The 19,743-nt window shown below is 46.7% G+C and carries 15 protein-coding genes; 9 read left to right on the forward strand and 6 right to left on the reverse strand.

Features of this window, described 5'->3' with window-relative positions; all coding sequences use genetic code 11:
- The first annotated feature begins 699 nt into the window (after positions 1 to 699).
- From HQ865_RS17265 to HQ865_RS17275, 3 genes are all read left to right on the forward strand, one after another.
- The gene (locus HQ865_RS17265; protein ID WP_173416101.1) at positions 700 to 6,021 is read left to right on the forward strand and encodes a translocation/assembly module TamB domain-containing protein; all 5,322 of its coding nucleotides are present in this window, start codon (positions 700 to 702) and stop codon (positions 6,019 to 6,021) included.
- A gap of 1 nt (position 6,022) precedes the next feature.
- The gene (gene tamL, locus HQ865_RS17270; protein WP_173416102.1) at positions 6,023 to 8,278 is read left to right on the forward strand and encodes a translocation and assembly module lipoprotein TamL; all 2,256 of its coding nucleotides are present in this window, start codon (positions 6,023 to 6,025) and stop codon (positions 8,276 to 8,278) included.
- 132 nt (positions 8,279 to 8,410) lie between these two features.
- Entirely contained in the window at positions 8,411 to 8,827 is a 417-nt protein-coding gene (locus HQ865_RS17275) for an aspartyl protease family protein (protein ID WP_173416103.1), read from the forward strand.
- A gap of 41 nt (positions 8,828 to 8,868) precedes the next feature.
- Here HQ865_RS17275 and HQ865_RS17280 read toward each other — a convergent pair whose 3' ends face one another.
- Genes HQ865_RS17280 through HQ865_RS17295 form a run of 4 tightly spaced genes read right to left on the reverse strand, consistent with a single transcriptional unit; the run spans position 8,869 to position 10,830 of the window.
- Positions 8,869 to 9,171, reverse strand: coding sequence for a hypothetical protein (locus tag HQ865_RS17280; RefSeq protein ID WP_173416104.1), 303 nt, complete (start codon positions 9,169 to 9,171; stop codon positions 8,869 to 8,871).
- Positions 9,171 to 9,833: a hypothetical protein gene (locus HQ865_RS17285; RefSeq protein WP_173416105.1), complete on the reverse strand. Its 663-nt coding sequence runs from the start codon at positions 9,831 to 9,833 to the stop codon at positions 9,171 to 9,173. Before HQ865_RS17285 ends, HQ865_RS17280 begins: the two co-directional genes overlap by 1 nt.
- Positions 9,830 to 10,495: a hypothetical protein gene (locus tag HQ865_RS17290; RefSeq protein WP_173416106.1), complete on the reverse strand. Its 666-nt coding sequence runs from the start codon at positions 10,493 to 10,495 to the stop codon at positions 9,830 to 9,832. The genes HQ865_RS17285 and HQ865_RS17290 overlap by 4 nt, the downstream gene beginning before the upstream one ends.
- The gene (locus tag HQ865_RS17295; RefSeq protein ID WP_173416107.1) at positions 10,492 to 10,830 is read right to left on the reverse strand and encodes a PadR family transcriptional regulator; all 339 of its coding nucleotides are present in this window, start codon (positions 10,828 to 10,830) and stop codon (positions 10,492 to 10,494) included. Before HQ865_RS17295 ends, HQ865_RS17290 begins: the two co-directional genes overlap by 4 nt.
- A gap of 326 nt (positions 10,831 to 11,156) precedes the next feature.
- Here HQ865_RS17295 and HQ865_RS17300 point away from each other — a divergent pair, with 326 nt between their 5' ends.
- Positions 11,157 to 12,401, forward strand: coding sequence for a cystathionine gamma-synthase family protein (locus HQ865_RS17300; RefSeq protein WP_173416108.1), 1,245 nt, complete (start codon positions 11,157 to 11,159; stop codon positions 12,399 to 12,401).
- Positions 12,402 to 12,579: 178 nt separating this feature from the next.
- Here HQ865_RS17300 and gyrB read toward each other — a convergent pair whose 3' ends face one another.
- Entirely contained in the window at positions 12,580 to 14,538 is a 1,959-nt protein-coding gene (gene gyrB, locus HQ865_RS17305) for a DNA topoisomerase (ATP-hydrolyzing) subunit B (protein ID WP_173416109.1), read from the reverse strand.
- A 152-nt stretch (positions 14,539 to 14,690) separates the two neighbouring features.
- Here gyrB and HQ865_RS17310 point away from each other — a divergent pair, with 152 nt between their 5' ends.
- From HQ865_RS17310 to HQ865_RS17320, 3 genes are all read left to right on the forward strand, one after another.
- Positions 14,691 to 15,275: an OmpH family outer membrane protein gene (locus HQ865_RS17310; protein ID WP_173416110.1), complete on the forward strand. Its 585-nt coding sequence runs from the start codon at positions 14,691 to 14,693 to the stop codon at positions 15,273 to 15,275.
- Positions 15,276 to 15,495: 220 nt separating this feature from the next.
- Positions 15,496 to 15,969 carry a nucleoside deaminase gene (locus HQ865_RS17315; RefSeq protein ID WP_173416111.1) on the forward strand — a complete coding sequence of 158 codons (474 nt, stop codon included), beginning with the start codon at positions 15,496 to 15,498 and terminating at the stop codon, positions 15,967 to 15,969.
- Positions 15,970 to 16,177: 208 nt separating this feature from the next.
- Positions 16,178 to 17,311 carry a DUF1972 domain-containing protein gene (locus HQ865_RS17320; RefSeq protein WP_173416112.1) on the forward strand — a complete coding sequence of 378 codons (1,134 nt, stop codon included), beginning with the start codon at positions 16,178 to 16,180 and terminating at the stop codon, positions 17,309 to 17,311.
- Between the two features lie 121 nt (positions 17,312 to 17,432).
- On the opposite strand, the gene HQ865_RS17325 is transcribed toward HQ865_RS17320, so the two are convergent.
- A complete protein-coding gene (locus HQ865_RS17325; protein ID WP_173416113.1) occupies positions 17,433 to 17,840 on the reverse strand; it encodes an RNA-binding S4 domain-containing protein in 408 nt (135 codons plus the stop codon).
- 428 nt (positions 17,841 to 18,268) lie between these two features.
- Between HQ865_RS17325 and HQ865_RS17330 the strand changes: the two genes are divergently transcribed.
- Positions 18,269 to 18,739 (forward strand): hypothetical protein, encoded by a 471-nt coding sequence (locus HQ865_RS17330; RefSeq protein ID WP_173416114.1) that lies wholly within the window; start codon positions 18,269 to 18,271, stop codon positions 18,737 to 18,739.
- Between the two features lie 70 nt (positions 18,740 to 18,809).
- The gene (locus HQ865_RS17335; RefSeq protein WP_173416115.1) at positions 18,810 to 19,628 is read left to right on the forward strand and encodes a 2,3,4,5-tetrahydropyridine-2,6-dicarboxylate N-succinyltransferase; all 819 of its coding nucleotides are present in this window, start codon (positions 18,810 to 18,812) and stop codon (positions 19,626 to 19,628) included.
- Positions 19,629 to 19,743 lie beyond the last annotated feature (115 nt).

A 19,743-nucleotide genomic window follows, 5' to 3' on the forward strand; every position in this document is an offset into this window, starting at 1 on the left:
TATTCGTAACATGCCATCCGGGTTCGGGTTCAGGAGCGGGATGCCAGGTGAGGATGTATAAGATGATATTATAACCTGCAACTATCAAACCACACATTATCGAGTGCCGAAGCTTTCTGAACCAAAATAATTGGGGTAATATCATTCCCCCCGCAAGCATTACAGGATCCCACATTTGCCAGTACGAGGCGGCTGAATACCACGCCAAAAACATACAAACAATGCTTTTTACAATAAACAATAAGGCGCCGATTAACATAGCAGTATTTACCGCTGTTATGAGCGTTTGTGAATTTAAAACAGGAAGTTTAATCTTAAAAAAATGCAGGATAAAAAGAACCGGCACAACTACGTTTGAGCAATGAACAATAGCGTTAACACAAATATTGCCATAGTTATCTAAGTAAAACAGGGGCGGCATGTTAAAAGGCATAAGGTTTTTCAGGCAGTGTTACTTAACTTATCAGGTCCGGTTCTACATAGTTACGGAATTAAAATGTATCAGCACAAAGCAAATAGTAGATTGATAAAGTAAATCCCCTCAAAAATTGTCTTATTTTCCAAACAACTTAGCTGTAAGCATTGTTCAAAAAACTGTGTAGCCTGTTCAAGGCAGCACAAAATAGTTTAACGTTATCGCAAGCTATCGCATCAACCGGCGGGCCATAACACAACATCAACCCTTTGAAAAACTAAGACTTGGAAAAATTTGGACGTATAGCCCTTAAAACTATCCTGTGGATCATCGCGAGTGTACTATTCCTGGTGCTGCTGGTGGTGATATTGATACAGGTGCCTGCCGTGCAAAATTTTGCTAAAAATAAAGTGGTGAATTATGTGCAGGGCAAGATACATACCAAGGTGCAGATAGGCCACTTGAGCCTGGGCCTGCCTAAGCTGATCGTGCTGGAGAACGTATATTTTGAAGACCAGAAAAAGGACACCCTGATAGCCGGCGAGAACTTGAAAGTAGACATCAGCCTGTTTAAACTTTTGAACAACAAAGTAGAAATAAACGAGATCAACCTGAAGGGCATCACCGCAAAGGTTAACCGCGGTAAAGACAGTGTTTTCAATTTCGATTACATTATCAAAGCATTCGCAGGCGAACAAAAAAAAGAGGTAAAGCCTGCCGATACTACCTCGACCATGAAGTTCTCGCTGGATAAGATCATTCTCGATCAGATCCATGTCGCTTATAAAGATTCAACTACCGGTAACGATGTGCGGTTTTTGCTGGGCCATTTTGATACCCGCATTAAGGATTTCGACCTGGATAAAATGAAGTTCACCATCCCTAAGATCAACCTTTCGGGACTGAACGCGCGCATTATTCAAACACAGGTGGGGTCATCGATAGGGCAGGCGGCTACCATAGATACGGCCGTGAAGCCGCTGAACATGACCATTAACCTGGGCACCATCGATATATCGAAGATAAAACTGGATTACCGTACCAACGAGATGAGCACCCAAATGGATTTGGGCAAACTACTGGTAGAGATGGACAAGATAGACCTGAAGAACCAAAAGGTAGGCATCAAATCCATCTCCCTTAACGATACCCGTGCCGCATTGGAACTGGCCAAACCTAAAACGGTAGCCAAAGCCGTGGCGCAAACCGTTAAAAAGTTAGATACCATTATTACCGCCCCGGGAAGCAACAAAGGCTGGGCGGTGAATTTGGCCAAACTGAGTTTAATTAACGATAATATCCAGTTTGATAATAACGCGGCTAAACCTATCGCCCGTGGTCTGGACTTTAACCACATGAACATCCGCGGGCTGAACAGTGAGATAAACAATTTTGCCTACAACCCCGATACCATTTCGGGCAAGATCAGCGCTTTGACATTTGACGAAAAAAGCGGATTACGTATCAAAGAGTTCCACACGGCTTTCTTCTACGGCCCGAAAAATGCATACCTGAACGATATGTACCTGGAAACGCCGAACACAGTGTTGCAAAAACAGGTACATATCGGCTATCCATCGCTGGATGCACTGACCAAAAACATTGGCGCGCTAACCATCAACGCCAATTTAGATGGCAGCAAGCTTAACCTGAAAGATGTGCTGCTGCTGATGCCAGATATGGCTAAGATAGAACCGTTTAAAAGTTCGCCTAATTCGGTATTTAAAATTAATGGCCGCGTGATGGGTAAGGTAAGCAACCTCAATATTCCTAATTTAGAAGTAACCGGCCTGGGGCATACCCACATCAAGGCTTCGGCGGTGATAAAAGGCCTGCCCGATGTGAACAAGGTTTATGCCGACCTGAACATTAAAGACTTTACCACCACCCGTACCGATATTGCCCGCCTGGTGCCGCCGGGGACTATCCCGACCAGTGTGAGCATCCCCGATAATATGAACCTGAAGGGTACTTTCAAGGGCGGCATGACCAACTTTAGCACCAAACTTAACCTGCGCAGTAGCTTAGGCGCCGCCGACCTGAACGCCACCTACAACGGCGCTCGCAAAGGCCGCGAAAGCTACGTAGCCGATGTTAAAATGAATAACCTTAATGTGGGTGTACTAACTAAGCAACCACAAATGGTTGGCCTGGTTACCGCTACGGCCCACGTGAAAGGCACCGGCATAGACCCTAAGAACCTGAGCCTTCAGTTTAGCGGAGATGTAGCCAGCGCCTATGTAAAAGGCTATACCTATAAGAACCTGGTGATGAAAGGCACGGCTACCAACGGCAGCTACGTGGTGAACGCCCGCATGAAAGACCCCAACATTAACTTTAACGTTGATCTGGCCGCTAACCTGAACAAGAAATATCCATCGGTGAAAGGCACTGTGATGGTGGATAGCATCGACCTGCAAAAACTGGGCTTTGTGAAAGACCCGCTGCGTTTCCATGGCAAGCTGGTGGCCGATGTGCCTACCGCCGACCCTGATTACCTGAACGGTAAGATACTTTTAACCGATATGCTGCTGGTGAACAAAGGCGAACGCATTAACCTGGATACCGTAAGTCTGGTGTCAACCGCTACGCCCGATAGCAGCACCTTGTTATTAAAACTGCCTATGCTTACCGCCCACATGAGCGGCAAATACAAGCTAACCCAGGTTGGCCCGGCGCTACAGGATGTGATCAATAAATATTATGATACCAATATGGCCGGTGGCGCTACGGCAGCGGCAAGGGCTAAAATAGATTCCACCAATCGCGTTAAGCTGAAGAATAACAAACCGCTTAAACCGGCCTACTCGCCGCAGCAGTTCACTTTTGATCTGCATGTGATCAAAACACCGCTGCTTACCAAGTTTGTGCCCGACCTTAAACAATTGAACCCGGTAAACATCAGCGGTAAATTTGACAGCAATACCGGCGAGCTGCTGGTGAACGGCAGCATGCCGAAAGTAGTTTATGGCACCAATACGGTAACTAATGGCAAGCTGAATATCAACACCAGTAACAACGCGCTGAACTATGCCCTAACGGTTGATGAAGTGAAAGTAGGCACCTCGCTCGATCTGCTTTACCCCAGCATTACCGGCAACGCCCAAAACAACAAACTGAATGTAAGTGTACAGGTGCGCGATGCTAAGAAAAAAGAGCGTTACCGCCTTGCCGGCGTGTTTACCGCTATGCCTAACGAGTACCAGTTCAGCTTTTTGCAGAACGGGTTGATGTTTGATTATACCCCATGGACCGTTAACCCTAACAACGCCCTGCAATTTGGTGGTCAGGGTATCCTGGCGCGCGAGTTCAGCATATCTAACAGTAACCAGGTGCTGAGCCTGAATAGCAGTTCGACCGAGTATAACTCGCCCATCAATGTCAACTTCAGCAATTTCCGTATCGAAACACTGACCAAGATAGCCCAGCAGGATTCGCTGCTGGTAGGTGGTGTCATTAATGGTAACGCGCAGATCAGCAATTTTCAAAAGTCGCCGCAATTTGTGGCGGATATGAATATCGGCAACTTCAATTTCAAGGGTGATACAGTAGGTAACATCGCCATAAAAGTGAACAACCAAACCGAAAACGCCTACGCTGCCGATGTGAACATTACCGGCAAAGGCAACCAGGTAACGCTGAAAGGTTTGTACTATACCGCGCCCGAAAGCCGCCTGGATATGGATCTGAACATTGTTACACTGAAAATGAAAAGCATCGAAGGCTTTAGCTTCGGCGCCATCCGCAGGGCCAGCGGCGATATTACCGGGCAACTGAAAATTACCGGTTCGCCAAGCGAACCGCAGGTGCGGGGCGATGTTAATTTTAACCAGGTGGGCTTCAATGTATCCATGCTCAACTCTTACTTCCGGATGCAGAAAGAGACCATCACCTTTAATAACGATGGCATCCGTTTTAACGATTTTACGCTGATCGATTCCGTCGGAAATAAGGCCGTGGTTACAGGCACGGTATACACCAAAACCTTTACCGATTTCCGCTTCGGGCTGGATATCAATACCGATAATTTCAGGGTGATCAACTCTACCCAGTCCGATAACCATTTGTATTATGGCAAGCTTTACCTGGATAGCCGCATCAAGATCCGCGGCGATATGAACAAGCCGGTGGTTGATGCTACGCTTACGGTAAACGATAAGACCGACATGACCATTGTACTACCCACCAACGACCCGGCCATTGAAGACCGGAAGGGCGTGGTGTACTTTGCCAATGCAAACGCGCCGAAGATGGACTCGATCATGCTGGCTAAAAAGCTGGATTCGCTGAAGAAATCGGATGTTACCGGGATGGATGTTTCAGCAACCATCAACGTAGATAAGAACGCCAACTTTAACATTGTAATTGATGAACGCAACGGCGATGTGGTGCACATTAAAGGCGACGCGCAACTGAACGCGGGCATCGACCCAAGCGGCAAGATCAACCTGACGGGTACTTATACCGTTAACGAGGGTTCGTACACCCTATCGTACGCCACAGTTAACCGCAAGTTCGATTTTAAAAAGGGCAGCACCATCACCTGGACTGGCGACCCGACCACCGCCGATATTGATCTGACCGCTGTTTACATAGCCAAGGTTCCGCCGATTGACCTGGTAGAACAGGGCCTAACCGGCGATGAAACACAGCGTACCATGTACAAGCAAAAATTGCCTTTCAACGTAAACCTGATGCTGAAGGGCCAGTTGATGGCACCGGTGATCACCTTTGATATCACACTGCCCGAAGATAACTACATGATATCTAACGATGTGATCAACACCGTGAACAACAGGTTGGCGCAGGTGCGGCAAGACCCTAACGAATTGAACAAACAGGTATTGGGCGTGCTGGTTTTGGGCCACTTTATTGGCGATAACCCGCTGGCCAGTCAGGGTCCGGGCACCAGTATAAACGGTACTATCCGCAATAGCGTGAGCAGCCTGCTATCCGACCAATTGAATAAACTGGCCAGCGACCTGATCGGCGGGGTGGCATTGAGCTTCGATTTGGAATCGGGTGCGGATTACTCTACCGGTACCGCGCAAAACCGTACAGATTTGAATGTAGGGTTATCGAAACAATTCCTGAACGACCGCCTGACAGTTACCGTGGGCAACAACTTTAATTTGGAAGGTAACAACCAGCCAGGCCAAAAAGCCACCAATATTGCGGGCAACGTATCGGTAGGTTACAAGCTAAGTAAGGATGGCCGTTACGCGCTGCGTGCTTACCGTAAGGATGAATACGTAGTGATACAGGGCGAGGTGATAGAGACCGGCGTAGCCTTTACGCTCACGGTTGATTATAATCGCTTCAGCCAGATCTTCCGCAAACGCACGCAGGAAGAAAAGCAGTTGAAGAAGGAAGTGAAAGAACAGGACAAAGTGGATAAAGCGGTTGATAAGGCCAGGCAGGATTCGACCGATAAAAAGGCGCAGCAACAACAAGACCAGCAAAAGCAACAGCAGGAACAACAAAAAAATAATCCGCCTGATGAATTGAATAACGATGAGGGTGAATTGAAGGAGGATAGCATCATCATGAATAAGCAGGACGACGTGTTTCAACAAGACCAGTTCCTGCAAACAACTACAATGTAACATGGGTAAACGGTTTATATATTTAATTATACTGGCTATGCTGGCCAGTGCCTGCAGTAATACCAAATATTTGGTAAACAACCAAAAACTGTATACAGGCCCCGAAGTAAAGGTAGATACCAACGAACTGACCAAAAGCGACCAGAAATTCATAGCCAATGAAATGAAGGGACTGGTGCGGCCGGTGCCCAATTCCAGCATTTTGGGTTTGCGGGTAAAGTTGTGGATCTATAATAAAACCCACGCCCGCCGTAACTTTATCCAAAAGATCTTCAGCAAATGGGGCGAACCGCCGGTACTGATAGGCGCGGTTGATGTGAACAGCAACAGCCAGATCATGCAGAACCGTTTGCAAAACGAGGGTTTCTTTTTGGCGCAAACCAGCGGCGATACCGTAAGCAAGGGAAAGACCGCCAAAGCCGTATTTAATGTATACGCGGGGCCATCGTACAGTATCCGCAACATCAATTTCCCTAAAGGAAAGACCGATTTGGATACCGCCGTGGCCGGTACCGCCAAAGAGACCCTGCTGGTGCCCGGCAATAACTATAACCTGGATATCATTAAAGCCGAGCGTGTGCGTATAGATGCCCGCCTGAAGGAAGAAGGGTTCTATTATTTCGCGCCCGAGGACCTTATCATGCGGATAGATACCCCGATAGCCAACCACCAGTTGGATGTTACGGTTGAGGTGAAACCCGAGACCGCCGACCGTGCCCGTCGCATCTACAGCATCAATAACATTTACATTTACCCCAACTATACCCTGCGGGATACCTCGCTGATGCTGGATAAGGCCGAACGTTACCGCAATTATTACGTGGTGCAAAAACGCGAATACGTGCGCGATTTTGTTTTTAAACAGGTAGTACAATTTCAGCCTGGCAGCACCTACAGCCGTACCGAGCATAACAAGGCGCTGAACCGCTTTATTGAATTAGGTCCGTTTAAATTTGTGAAGAACCGTTTTGAGGATGTAAAGACTGACTCGCCGAAGCTGAATGTGTTTTATTTCCTTACCCCCTATCAGCGTAAATCCTTGCAGTTTGAGGTATTGGGACGCACCACATCGGCCAACTTTACGGGTACGCAGGTTAACCTGAGCTGGCGCAACCGCAATGCCTTTAAAGGCGCGGAACTACTGACCGTATCCCTGTTTGGTAGTACCGATGTGCAGGTATCGGGACAGAATAGCGGCAGCAATGTTTACCAGGCCGGTGTAAATACCAGTCTTTCGTGGCCGCGGTTTATCAGTCCGTTTAATTTTACCAATAGCAGCGCCTTTGTGCCGCATACCAATCTGGCGCTGCAATATGCTATTACCAACCGGGTTTCTTTGTATTCGCTTAACTCGTTTAGCGGATCGTGGGGCTATCAGTGGAAGGAAAACCTGCACCGATCGCACGAGCTGAATATCACCAATGTCACTTATGTAAACGCGGCCAATGTAAGCCAAAAATATAAAGATACCATTACCGCCACGGGCAACCCTACGCTGAAACACGTTATTGATAACCAGCTAACCTTTGGCCCGTCATACAGCTACACTTTTACTAACACTACCGAAGATAAGCGCATCAACTCGCTGTATTATAACGGTAAGATCAGTACTTCGGCGCTGGCCCTTGGCGTGCTGTCGGGCGCGGATACTTTAGCGGGTAAGGTGCGCCAGGTATTTGGCGCTAATTACAACCAGTATGTAAAACTGGAGAACGAGATCCGCTTTTACCACAAAACCAGCTATTACAGCTCCATCGCTATGCGTATGATGTTTGGCTTGGGGATACCGTTTGGCAACTCTACCATTATGCCTTACAGCCAGCAGTTCTTTATTGGCGGGACAAACAGCCTGCGCGGTTTCCCGGCAAGGTCGGTTGGCCCGGGCACTTATAACGCCACATCATCTGGCAGCGCAGGCAGCTTTTTGCCTGATGAATCGGGCGATATTAAGCTGGAGGCCAATATCGAATACCGCCCAAAACTATTCAGCATAGTTAATGGCGCTCTGTTTGTTGATGCCGGTAATATCTGGAACCTTAACTCGCATGCCGGTTTACCCGGCGGCGCCTTCGGTAAAAACTTCCTGAGCCAGATAGCCGCCGACGTAGGTTTCGGCCTGCGGTTTGACCTGACCGTTTTAGTACTGCGTACCGATTTCGGCTTCCCGGTATTAAAACCATGGTTGCCCGACGGACAGAAGTTCAGGTTCGATTCGAGGGCAGGGGTGTTTAATTTGGCAATTGGGTATCCGTTTTAACGAATGTGCAGATGTGCAGATGTGCAGATGACGGAGCGAATGTGCGGATATGCAGATGTGCAAATGATCTCAACATATCGAACATTTAAAAATCATTTGCATATTCGCACATCTGCATATTTGCACATTAGCATGACCCACCCCCTCCGCATTATCGAACTTAACGGCGATGGTTATCATCCCTTACTGGATATTCAGCTATTCGGCCAAACCTATACTGTGGTTTTAGATACCGGCGCATCTAAAACCGCTTTTGATAAAGCCCAGCTGGAGGTGCATGAAGATGCTTTGATATTAGCCAGCGATAAACTATCAACCGGGTTGGGGACAAACGAAATGGCATCATACACGGCCGTGATACCGGATCTGTATATCGGCGCATTACATATCCGTAATATGGAAGTAGCGGTGTTGGATCTGTCTACCATTAATATCGCCTACCGGCAAATGAACCATCCTGAAGTTTTAGGGGTAATTGGCGGCGATATATTGATGCAGTACAGCGCGGTGATAGATTATGGGGCGAGTGAGATCAGGTTTAGTGTATAATATTTCGACAACTTGCCAGGGGTACTTGCGCATGCACTACACTAACTCCCTACCGTAAACTGATACTGCTCTTCCAACTCGCGGCAATTATCAAGCGCGGCATTTTGTACTTTATGCATAGCCAAATAATACAAAACCGAAAAGCTGATAAAAACAGCGCATACCCAATAGATCACGTTAGCGCTCAACCTATTATTGCTGAGCATAAACTGGTGGCCTGCATTGTAAATTTGAAACATCACATTTAAAGCGATGAACTCCAGTTGCAGATCGTAGTGGGTAAAGCCACGCTTGCTGATGAAGCCCTGATATGCTGTAGTCGTTCCTTGTTCAGTTTCATACATCAGGCAATTTTAAACTCGCGGTTGCTTACGCGAATGCAGCTTAAACCATAAATAAAGGAAATGATGAGCAAAAACATACACACCGTCGGCAGGTAATACCTGGGGCTTAAAGCCGATTCGGGCGCAAGCAGATTAATGCTGTTGACCAGCAAATTAAATACAGCCAGCATCAGGTTAGAAACGGTGATCATGTACCCTTTTGTTAAAGAATGCTTCCCCTTATCGGTGCGGATATGCCGGCCTTTGATATATACATACACAACAGGCACAATACTAACCAGTAGCAGCAACACCATCATGCATCCCTTAACTGCTTTAACATTTGGCAAATAAAAGCTGACTACCATTAGTAAAAGCATTAACGGGACGGTTTGCCAGTTAAAGTAATGCCTGCAATTGGCCCACATGGTTTTTCGTATCCTGTTACGGTATGCAGTTTGGTATTGTTTTACAATATCCTCGAATGGCCAATAGCCCGGAAATTGCTTTTTTACCACTTCATTAAACAGTATTTCTATATGCCGGTCATCGCCAGCTGCGCGCATATTTTCAACAGCCGTAAGCAGGTGATCCTTCAACTCATCGTATACTTCCTGGTACTTGATATCATAAGTATTTAGTTTATCGCTTACCCAGGTTATTTCTTCGGTTCTAAGTATCATGCTTGCAGGCTTATTTTAAATTCATCGCGATATAGTTCCAGAAATGCCCTGAGATAAATATTCGATAGCACAAATAATATAGTAACCACTATTGGATGGGGATCCGTCCAGATATTATGCCCTTGCGCAAAAGACATGGTGAGTAATATTGTGCCCAGCACAAACAAGCGGATAGGCACAATAGCTATTTTAGCAAACACCGTATCCCGTACCGATCTTTTTGTATCGCCAAAGCGATAGCCTATTTGGTAATACCTCATCAACGATAATACACAGGGTGTAATTACCGTTAAGGCCACCATTGCCTCTAAAATAATAGCTAATCGCGCGTAGCCAAAAAAAAGGTAAATAAGGGCAGCGTAAACCAATACGTAAATTAACCTTGGCCATTTAAAATAACCCATATAAAAGCCCAGGTACTTGCTGATACCACTTTTAACCGCGGCGTTTTTGGCATCGTCTTCCATTTGGCGCAGGTTATCGTAACCGCCAAAATCTTCGCGCAATATTTGGTTAACGGCTTCTTCGAAAGTGCCGGTATATCCCCTGTTTTGAAGCGCGGTAAGCACATGGTCGTACACTTCTTCGCACGTTTCACGGTAACGCATCGCATCCCTTAAGTATTTGCGCAGGTGAGTTTCCTGTTCTGATGTGATTTTCATTTTACAGCGGGTTTTAAGTTCAGCACATTTTGCAATTGCTCAATAAATGCGCGGGCTTCGTCAAGCTTACTGCTTACTTCTCTGCCGCCCTCTTCTGTAAGACTATAATATTTACGGGCGCGACCGTCCACAATTTCGGTAGTGGTTTGCAGCAGGCCCTCGCCCTCCAGCTTATGCAGGGCGGGGTACAGGGCGCCTTCGGTCAGCAGGATTTCTCCGGCCGAAGCCTCTTTTACCTTTTGGGTGATCTCGTAACCGTACATGCGGTCGTTATCCTCCAGCAATTTCAGGATGATGGTTTGCAGGGTGCCTTTCAGCATTGGGTTTGCATTCATATAGCAAATATATAAAGTTTTATTATATACATAAGAAAATTATGTATATAATTTTTATGTGCATTTAAAGATGATTTAACCACAGAGGTCACAGAGAAGAAGCACGGAGGGCACGGAGCTTTTGTTACTTTATAAAAATTTTCTCACGGACAAGTATATCTCTGTGTTCTCTGTGGTTAATTGACCACAGAGGATACGGAGCTTTTGTTACTTTTTCGCGCGGGCAAATTACATCTCTGTGTCCTCTGTGAAACCTCTGTGTTCTCTGTGGTTAAATCAACCGTCATTTAAAAAATAAATATTAAGTTTGCCCTTTTACAAATACCATGAGCGATAAAAAAGGTTTCACCACCACCATACTCCATTCTGACAGACTTTTAAAACCTGAGCACGGCGCGTTGCACCAACCTATCCACACCGCGGTAACCTGGGGTTTTGATGATGTGCAGGGACTTGTGAACGTGTTTCAAAATAAGGCTAAAGGCTATGCTTACTCGCGCCAGGGTAACCCAACCGTTACCGCGCTTGAGCATAAGGTTACCCAGATGGAAAATGGTATGGCAACCATCGGTTTTTCGACCGGTATGGCGGCTATCACGGCTTCTATTTTGGCATTGCTGAAACAAGGCGATCATATCATCGCCAGCTCGTACCTGTTTGGCAATAGCCGCAGTATCATGCAAACCCTTTCGGATGTGGGCCTGCAGTTTAGTTTTGTTGATGCTACTTCTGTTGATGAGGTGAAGGCTGCTTACCAGCCTAATACCCGCATGGTATTTGTAGAGACTATTGCCAACCCGGCCACACAGGTTGCCGACCTTGCCCGCATTGGCGATTTCTGCGCTGACAAAGGGCTGATCTATATGGTAGATAATACCATGACATCGCCCTACCTGTTCAAACCAGTTAGCGTGAAAGCCAGCCTGGTCATCAACTCGCTTACCAAATATATTGGCGGCCATGCTAACGCCTTAGGCGGTAGCGTAACCGATACCGGCCTGTTCGACTGGACCAAATTCGACAATATTGCTCCCATACTTCGCGAGCAGATAAAACCCGCTATGCAGGGTATGGCCCAAATACGCAAACGCGGCCTGCGCGATGGCGGCGGCACCCTTGCCCCCGAAGCAGCGCACAATATATCGGTAGGCTCGGAGACGTTGGCCTTACGCCTTGACCGGGCCTGCGGCAACGCGGCGGCTTTAGCTAAATTTTTAGAAACGCATCCCCTGGTGAGTAAAGTTTACTACCCGGGTTTGGAAAGCCACCCGCAGCATGATTTGGCTAAACAATTATTCAGTCGTTTTGGCGGCCTGATGAGTTTCGCGCTGAAAGATGGTGTAGATACCTTCGCCTTCCTGAACCACCTGCAACTGGTAGTAAAAAGCAGTAACCTTGGCGATACCCGTACATTGGCTATCCCGGTGGCGCATACCATATTTTTTGAACTGGGCGCCGAACGCCGTGCTGAAATGGGTATCCCCGATTCGATGGTACGCCTATCGGTAGGTATCGAGGATACCGACGATCTGATAGGCGATTTTGCGCAGGCGCTGGAATTGGTGAAGTAAGCACCAATGGTAGAGACACGATACTTCGTGTCTCCCATAATATAATTAAACCTTGCAACAAGGAGACACGAAGTATCGTGTCTCTACAGGTATCAAACAAAAAGCGCTTCGGTAAACCGAAGCGCTTTTTTATCATTTGCATATCTGCATATTTTCACATCTGCACATTGGCCAGTGCCTACGTATCTATCCTCGCGTACTTCGCGTTCTTCTCAATAAAAGCGCGGCGTGGGGCAACCTCATCACCCATCAGCATGCTGAAGGTGTGGTCGCATTCGGCGGCGTTTTCGATAGTGGCGCGGCGCAGGGTACGGGTGGCCGGGTTCATGGTGGTTTCCCATAACTGCTCGGCGTTCATCTCACCTAAACCTTTGTAACGCTGTACGTGTACGCTGTCTTCTTTACCGGCACCTTTAAGGCGTTGTATGGCCAGGTCGCGTTGCTCGTCGTTCCAGCAATACTCAAATTCTTTACCCTTTTTTACCTGGTATAGCGGCGGCGTGGCGATGTACACATAACCATATTCCACCAATTCCTTCATGTAACGGAAGAAGAAGGTCAAGATCAGCGTGGTAATGTGCGAACCGTCCACGTCGGCATCCGTCATGATGATGATCTTGTGGTAACGCAGTTTGGTCATGTTCAGCGCCTTTGGATCTTCGGGCGTGCCGATGCTTACACCCAAACCGGTAAACATGTTCTTGATCTCTTCGTTCTCGTAGATCTTGTGTTCCATGGCTTTCTCCACGTTTAGGATCTTACCTCTTAAAGGCAGGATAGCCTGCGTATCGCGGTTACGGCCCTGCTTGGCGGTACCACCCGCCGAGTCACCTTCCACCAGGTAGATCTCGCAAACTGCGGGGTCGCTGTTGGCGCAATCGGCCAGTTTACCGGGCAGGCCCGAACCAGTCATTACGCTTTTACGCTGCACCATTTCGCGCGCCTTACGAGCGGCGGCGCGGGCAGTAGCGGCCAATATCACCTTCTGAACGATCATTTTGGCCTCTCTTGGATTTTCTTCAAGGTAGTTACCTAAAATTTCGCCTACACCAATGTTCACGGCACCGCTCACCTCGCTGTTACCCAGCTTGGTTTTGGTTTGGCCCTCGAACTGCGGCTCGGCTACTTTAACCGATATAACCGCGGTCAAGCCTTCGCGGAAGTCATCGCCGGTGATCTCTACCTTTACGTTCTTCAGCAGTCCTTCTTTATCGGCATAAGCTTTCAGCGTACGGGTTAAACCCATACGGAAGCCTGCAACGTGGGTACCACCTTCGATGGTATTGATATTGTTCACATACGAGTGTACGTTCTCGCTGTAAGTATCGTTGTACTGGAAAGCCATCTCTACCGGGATGCCATTTTTAACACCTTCCAAATAGATCGGCTCGGGGATGATCGGCACACGTGTACCATCAAGATATTTAACAAATTCCCTCAGGCCACCTTCAGAAAAGAACACATCCGATACAAAATTGCCGGCATCATCTGTTTCGCGCTCGTCGGTTAGCGTCAGCGTGATTCCTTTATTCAGGAAAGCCAGTTCGCGCAGGCGCGTTGCCAGCGTATCATATTTGTACTCGGTGGTTTGGGTGAATATCTCCTCGTCGGGCTGAAAGGTTTGGATAGTGCCTGTTTTGTCAGATACACCGATCTCTTTCACATCGAACAGTGGCTTACCGCGCTCGTACTCCTGGGTGAAGATCTTACCCTCGCGGTGCACTACGGTTTTTACGTGGATAGACAGCGCATTAACGCAGGATACACCCACGCCGTGCAAACCGCCGGACACCTTGTAAGTATCTTTATCAAATTTACCGCCGGCGTGCAGCACCGTCATTACAATTTCCAGCGCCGATTTGCCCTCTTTGGTATTGATACCGGTAGGGATACCGCGGCCGTTATCTTCAACGGTGATAGAATTGCCTTTGTGTATCGTAACTTTTATAGTATCGCAGTAACCGGCCAGGGCCTCATCGATAGAGTTATCTACAACCTCATACACCAGATGATGCAAACCTTTAACGCCTGTATCGCCAATGTACATGGACGGACGTTTACGTACCGCCTCTAAACCCTCTAAAACCTGTATGTTATCTGCCGAATAATTGGATTTATCTTTGTTTTCCTCGCTCATGTAGTATCAAATAGTATAACTTTCAAAAATACGAATTTTAAGCCGGATTAGTGTAATTGTGGATAAATATGACGCTTGTTTAAAACACCTTGCAAAAGATTAGGATACTTGCAATGAAAGTTTATCTTTGTCAAAATTTTTGAAACTAAGTAATGAAAAGAAGTGCCTCAATTTTAACCAAGATCACCTTTGGCCTGGCGATCGCAGCGGGTGTAACTGCCTGTAAACAAACCCCAACCGAAACAAAATCAACAGCAGCTGTTCCTGTGGACGGCAAAGCGACCATTGTATACGTTAACCAGGATTCGCTGACAGCCCAATATAAAGGCGCTATCGATATGCGTAAGCGTTTGGAAGAGAAAGATAACTCGGCACGTGCCGCTGTACAGGCTAAGCAACAGGCGTTCCAGCGCTCGTATGTTGACGCTCAAAAACGCGCCGCTACTATGACCCCCGATCAGCAAAAATCGGAAGGCGAACGTTTGCAAAAAGAACAGGCCGCTTTACAGCAGTTTCAGCAAAATGCCGGCGCTGAAGTACAAAACGCGTCATCGGAAGAGTTGAAAAAACTATACGACAAAATTGTTGAGTTCACTAAAGCCTACGCTAAAGAAAAAGGCTACAAAATGGTTTTGACCTACCAAAACGGCAATACCACCATGCTGTACGGCGATCCAAGCCTCGACGTAACTGCCGATGTTATCAAACGCCTGAACGACGCTTACGAAAAGAAATAATTAGCCTAACAATTATAAATTTGATACACGAACCCCGGTCGCCTGACCGGGGTTTTTTATTGGGGATGCAAGGTTAAAGATTTAACCACAAAGAACACAAAGGGAGAACCACAAAGGCCACAAAGCTTTGTAAAGTAAATAAAGCTTTATTTTTTCTTTGCGCTCTTTGTGAAAAATCTTTGTGACCTTTGTGGTTAAATTACCCATCACACCTAAAAACATGACAGACCACGATAAATTTATGCGCATGGCCATTGAATTGGCCGAGAATAACGTTGTACAGGGCCAGGGTGGCCCCTTCGGCGCGGTGATTGTAAAGGATGGCATGGTGGTAGCCCGCAGTGCCAACCGGGTAGTCCCTACTAACGACCCAACCGCGCATGCCGAGGTATCGGCCATACGTTTGGCTTGTAAAGAACTGGGCAGTTTTAGTTTAGAAGGTTGCGTTATTTACACCAGTTGCGAACCCTGCCCTATGTGCCTGGGCGCTATCTATTGGGCGCGTATCGATCAGATCTATTATGCCAACACCAAGGCCGACGCCGCGGCTATTGGTTTCGACGATAAGTTTATCTACGATGAACTCGACCTGCCTATGGACCAGCGCAAACTGCCCGTTGTTCAACTATTGCGCGATGAAGCCCTGCAGGCTTTCCGTCTTTGGGAAACCAGCGCGGGTAAAACGGAATATTAATGTGCAAATATGCTGATGTGCATATGTGCAGATGATTTTTCAATGTACACATTTCTCATTTTGAAAACATCTGCACATCTGCACATTCGCACATCTGCACATCTAAAACATTTACACATTAATCAAGGCAACCCATCTAATTTTCAAGCCGTAATAACTTATAGAAACCCGCGAACGGGGCAGCACTATATCTATTGTTATTACAGCTATGAAACTACGCATCGCTATTTTAGGCACCAGGGGTATCCCCAATTATTACGGGGGTTTTGAGCATATATCCGAATATGTATCGGCCGGGCTTGTTAAGCGCGGGCACGAAGTAACGGTGTACAACTCGCATAATCACCCTTATAGTGGCGACACCTGGAACGGTGTAAAAATCAAACACTGCTTCGATCCCGAATACCTGATCGGCACTGCAGGTCAGTTTGTTTATGATATGAATTGCCTGCTGGATGCGCGGAAACAAAAGTTTGATGTAGTGCTGATCATGGGATACACCAGCAGTTCGGTTTGGGGATGGATGTATCCGCAAAAAAGCACCATTATTACCAACATGGATGGCATGGAGTGGAAGCGTTCCAAATACTCAAAACCGGTACAAAATTTCCTGAAGTATGCCGAGCGCCTGGCCGTACAATACAGCCAGTACTACATATCCGATTCGAAAGTGATACAAAGCTACCTGGCCGACAAATATCATATCAGCAGTAGCTATATCCCTTACGGTGCCGAAGTATTTACCGACCAGGAGCGTGAACAGCTTACTCCTGAAGATGCTTTAAAAGAAGATTACTTTTTGCTGATGGCCCGTATGGAGCCCGAGAATAACATCGAAAGCATTCTGGAAGGTTTCAACAACAGCAACTCCACCAAGCAATTCCAGGTGCTGGGCAATACCGATAACCGCTTTGGCAAATACATTACCAATAAGTTTGAGCGCGATGCGCGCATCAACTTCAGGGGCGGGATCTTTGATACGCCTAAGGTGCGTCAATTGCAAAACAACTCGTACCTGTATTTTCACGGGCACAGCGTTGGGGGCACAAACCCGTCCTTGCTGGAAGCCATGGCCAGCGAAGCCCTGATAGCCGCGCATAATAACCCCTTCAATAAATCGGTGCTGAATACCGACGCGTTCTACTTTTCGGACGCTGCCGACGTGCGCGAACTGATTGAGAACGTGCAGCGCAAGGATCCCGAAACCATGATGGTAAAAAACAACCTGAACAAGATACAGGACCAGTTTAACTGGGAAAAAGTAATACAGCAATACGAGGATTTTATTGTGGAATCCCACCAAAGTAAAAACTTCAGTAAGGTAATCCCAGATTTGGGTTAAGTGCTGGTGGCAATTTAACCACAGAGGCCACAAAGAAAGAACACACTGAGGACACAGAGATTTTATTTGATAATGGCTCTGTGTACTCTGTGCAAACCTCCGTGATCTCTGTGGTTAAAAATCACTCTTCTTCTTTTTTCTCAAAAAAACCACCCTGCAGGTCATCAATCTCGCGCCTGTCGCGTTTGGTAGGGCGGCCTGTGCCACGATCACGTTTTAACACCGGGGCATGGAACATGGATTTAAAGGCGGTTGTTTGCTCAACCGGGGTAATATCCTCATAAAACATTACGGCGGTTTTGGCATCGGTGCGGTTTTCAAGCAAACCGGTTACTTTTACTACTTTACGTTCGATGCCTTTGGCAATGCTGTACACCTCGCCTATCCGCACCTCGTGCGATGGTTTGATGTTCGCGCCATCCAGCTTTACACGGCCGGCCTTGCAGGCATCCGATGCCAGGGTACGCGTTTTAAACATGCGTATGGCCCATAGGTATTTATCAATCCGCAGCTTTTCTTTTTCGGGCATAAAAAAAATATTAAAAATAAAAATTATGGGTTCTACCCCACCAAAACATCATTAGCGCATATGTAAACAACAAACCCGCTTCAAGACATGTATAAGCTTTTGCCGTTCTAATTCTCTTATCTTTCTTTACCTTGTAAATACGATAAAGGTTCAGCAAGGTTGGTAACAAAACGGGGAATACAACATAAACGACCGTGTTTATCCTTGAATACAAAAAACTATCAGAACCTTCTCCAAAAAAAGCCCAGATAAAAAACGGATAAACAAAAAAGATGAGCATACTAACACCTAATTGTATAATGATCAGGCCGATCACCGCGGGCCAAATTATATCTCCGGTTTCAAACGATGGTTTATTCACAAATTCTTTTCAGACCTAATATCAATTGACGAAACACAAATTTAGGGTTTTAAGCTATATTTGGAGCATGGAAGATCAGTATACCGAACCGGAAGAGCAACCCGAAGATATCCAGGACGAAGATGAGCAGGAAGGCGCTGTAGAACTTTACTCAAAGTGGCCTATCAGGTTATTTTCGTTATTCTTTTCGCCCATATTTGGCGGGATCCTCTTGATGATCAACTTGCGCAAAGTTGGTTATAAGCAAGCGGGCACCCGGGTGCTGTTATTTTCTATCGCTTATACTTTTGCCACCGCCATCCTTTTAGGGGGCATGGGTATAACCGGCGGCATTATTCCCATTGTTTTTAACCTGATGGGTGGCGTGATACTCAGCGATTACTATTACAAAAAGTATTTCCCTGATGATGATTATTACCCACGGCCGGTATGGGGCGCGCTTGCCGTGGCCCTTCTTGTTTACTTTAGCATTTTTATGGCCATGTATTACAGTGGCACGCTACCGCCCGAGATCATTAAAGTGTTAAATAAAAAATAAACAAATAGAGCAATGCTATACACTAAAACAAAATTGCCCAAAAATACCTTAATTTGCTAAAATTTTAAATATGGCTACCGACTTAAGAAAACTGATAGAAGACGCCTGGGAAGACCGTACCCTGCTTGGCGAAAACGAATACATTACCGCGATAGAGACCGTAATAGAACGCCTTGATAAAGGTGAGATGCGCGTAGCCGAACGTATTGGCAACCGCTGGCACGTAAACGATTGGGTAAAAAAGGCCGTGATCCTGTATTTCCCTATCCGCCGCATGGACGAAGACAAGGTTGGCCCTTTTGTCTATCATGATAAAATGAAGCTGAAGACCGACTATAAAGAAACCGGCGTACGCGTAGTGCCAAATGCTGTTGCCCGTTATGGCGCGCATTTAGCCAAAGGTGTTATCCTGATGCCATCGTATGTAAATATCGGCGCTTTTGTTGATGAAGGTACCATGGTTGATACCTGGGCTACTGTAGGTTCGTGCGCGCAAATTGGCAAGCATGTTCACCTAAGCGGTGGTGTTGGTATTGGCGGCGTGTTGGAACCTGTACAGGCTGCCCCGGTAATTATCGAGGATAACTGCTTCATCGGTTCACGCGCTATTGTGGTAGAGGGTGTACACGTAGAAGAAGAAGCCGTGCTGGGCGCTAACGTGGTATTAACCGCATCGACCAAGATCATCGACGTAAGTGGCAGCGAACCTATCGAATATAAAGGCCGTGTCCCTGCCCGTTCGGTAGTGATCCCCGGTTCGTACACTAAAAAATTCCCTGCCGGCGAATACCAGGTGCCTTGCGCGCTGATCATCGGTAAACGCAAGGAATCAACTGATAAAAAGACTTCTTTGAATGATGCTTTACGCGACAACAATGTTGCTGTGTAAGTAGGTGCATTAACTAATACACACCCGTCATTGCGAGCGTAGCGTGGCAATCCCCAATATGCAGATCAGTTCTGCATAACTTAGAGATTATTAATGTTTTAATTGTTTTTTTAAG

This window comes from Mucilaginibacter mali, assembly GCF_013283875.1.
Lineage (GTDB): Bacteria > Bacteroidota > Bacteroidia > Sphingobacteriales > Sphingobacteriaceae > Mucilaginibacter > Mucilaginibacter mali.

Bases quoted from the DNA above. Each gene is read 5' to 3' on its own strand.
- tamL (WP_173416102.1), top strand. From the start codon at position 6,023: ATGGGTAAACGGTTTATATATTTAATTATACTGGCTATGCTGGCCAGT.
- HQ865_RS17275 (WP_173416103.1), top strand. From the start codon at position 8,411: ATGACCCACCCCCTCCGCATTATCGAACTTAACGGCGATGGTTATCAT.
- HQ865_RS17280 (WP_173416104.1), bottom strand. From the start codon at position 9,171: ATGTATGAAACTGAACAAGGAACGACTACAGCATATCAGGGCTTCATC.
- HQ865_RS17285 (WP_173416105.1), bottom strand. From the start codon at position 9,833: ATGATACTTAGAACCGAAGAAATAACCTGGGTAAGCGATAAACTAAAT.
- HQ865_RS17290 (WP_173416106.1), bottom strand. From the start codon at position 10,495: ATGAAAATCACATCAGAACAGGAAACTCACCTGCGCAAATACTTAAGG.
- HQ865_RS17295 (WP_173416107.1), bottom strand. From the start codon at position 10,830: ATGAATGCAAACCCAATGCTGAAAGGCACCCTGCAAACCATCATCCTG.
- HQ865_RS17300 (WP_173416108.1), top strand. From the start codon at position 11,157: ATGAGCGATAAAAAAGGTTTCACCACCACCATACTCCATTCTGACAGA.
- gyrB (WP_173416109.1), bottom strand. From the start codon at position 14,538: ATGAGCGAGGAAAACAAAGATAAATCCAATTATTCGGCAGATAACATA.
- HQ865_RS17310 (WP_173416110.1), top strand. From the start codon at position 14,691: ATGAAAAGAAGTGCCTCAATTTTAACCAAGATCACCTTTGGCCTGGCG.
- HQ865_RS17315 (WP_173416111.1), top strand. From the start codon at position 15,496: ATGACAGACCACGATAAATTTATGCGCATGGCCATTGAATTGGCCGAG.
- HQ865_RS17320 (WP_173416112.1), top strand. From the start codon at position 16,178: ATGAAACTACGCATCGCTATTTTAGGCACCAGGGGTATCCCCAATTAT.
- HQ865_RS17325 (WP_173416113.1), bottom strand. From the start codon at position 17,840: ATGCCCGAAAAAGAAAAGCTGCGGATTGATAAATACCTATGGGCCATA.
- HQ865_RS17330 (WP_173416114.1), top strand. From the start codon at position 18,269: ATGGAAGATCAGTATACCGAACCGGAAGAGCAACCCGAAGATATCCAG.
- HQ865_RS17335 (WP_173416115.1), top strand. From the start codon at position 18,810: ATGGCTACCGACTTAAGAAAACTGATAGAAGACGCCTGGGAAGACCGT.